2 rRNA genes are annotated in these 1,294 nt (G+C 58.8%); both read right to left on the bottom strand.

The features are described 5' to 3' along the window. Positions 1-879 (bottom strand): 23S ribosomal RNA (locus JS756_RS35755); the annotation flags it as partial. Between the two features lie 303 nt (positions 880-1,182). Beyond that, positions 1,183-1,294, bottom strand: a 16S ribosomal RNA gene (locus JS756_RS35750); the annotation flags it as partial.

The following is a 1,294-nucleotide window of genomic DNA, read 5'->3' as shown; positions in this document are numbered from 1 at the left end:
CCCCTAACCACAGGTCATCCCCCAGGTTTTCAACCCTGGTGGGTTCGGTCCTCCACGAAGTCTTACCTCCGCTTCAACCTGCCCATGGCTAGATCACTCCGCTTCGGGTCTTGAGCGTGCTACTCCACCGCCCTGTTCGGACTCGCTTTCGCTACGGCTACCCCACCCGGGTTAACCTCGCAACACACCGCAAACTCGCAGGCTCATTCTTCAAAAGGCACGCAGTCACGAGAATGTGCAAGCACATTCCGACGCTCCCACGGCTTGTAGGCACACGGTTTCAGGTACTATTTCACTCCCCTCCCGGGGTACTTTTCACCATTCCCTCACGGTACTATCCGCTATCGGTCACCAGGGAATATTTAGGCTTAGCGGGTGGTCCCGCCAGATTCACACGGGATTTCTCGGGCCCCGTGCTACTTGGGTATCAATCAAACGAGCCGCTGACGTTTCGACTACGGGGGTCTTACCCTCTACGCCGGGCCTTTCGCATGCCCTTCGTCTACATCAACGGTTTCTGACTCGTCCCACGGCCGGCAGACCGCAGAAGAAAGAACCCACAACCCCACATGCGCAACCCCTGCCGGGTCTCACACGCATACGGTTTGGCCTCATCCGGTTTCGCTCGCCACTACTCCCGGAATCACGGTTGTTTTCTCTTCCTGAGGGTACTGAGATGTTTCACTTCCCCTCGTTCCCTCCACACTGCCTATGTGTTCAGCAGCGGGTGACAGCCCATGACGACTGCCGGGTTTCCCCATTCGGAAACCCCCGGATCAAAGCCTGGTTGACGACTCCCCGGGGACTATCGCGGCCTCCCACGTCCTTCATCGGTTCCTGGTGCCAAGGCATCCACCGTGCGCCCTTAAAAACTTGGCCACAGATGCTCGCGTCCACTGTGCAGTTCTCAAACAACGACCAGCCACCCATCACCCCGAACCAAACACGGGTCCGAGTGCACTGGGGCCGGCACCTGAAGGAAACTCATTCCCTCAGACACCCAACAGCGTGCCCGACACCCCCGACCCCTCCCCATTCCGTTCCACGCCGAAGCAGTACTAGGAAGAAAAGCAGGTCAAGTGCGCCGAGTAGTCAACGTTCCACCCATGAGCAACCGGCATCGGACATTCGCCGATGTACCGGCCTCTGACCAAGCCAGGCTTGGTGAGAAGTGCTCCTTAGAAAGGAGGTGATCCAGCCGCACCTTCCGGTACGGCTACCTTGTTACGACTTCGTCCCAATCGCCAGTCCCACCTTCGACAGCTCCCTCCCACAAGGGGTTGGGCCACCGGCT

The sequence above is a fragment of the Streptomyces actuosus genome, from assembly GCF_016921115.1.
Lineage (GTDB): Bacteria > Actinomycetota > Actinomycetes > Streptomycetales > Streptomycetaceae > Streptomyces > Streptomyces actuosus_A.
This window is presented reverse-complemented; position numbering and strand designations above follow the sequence as displayed.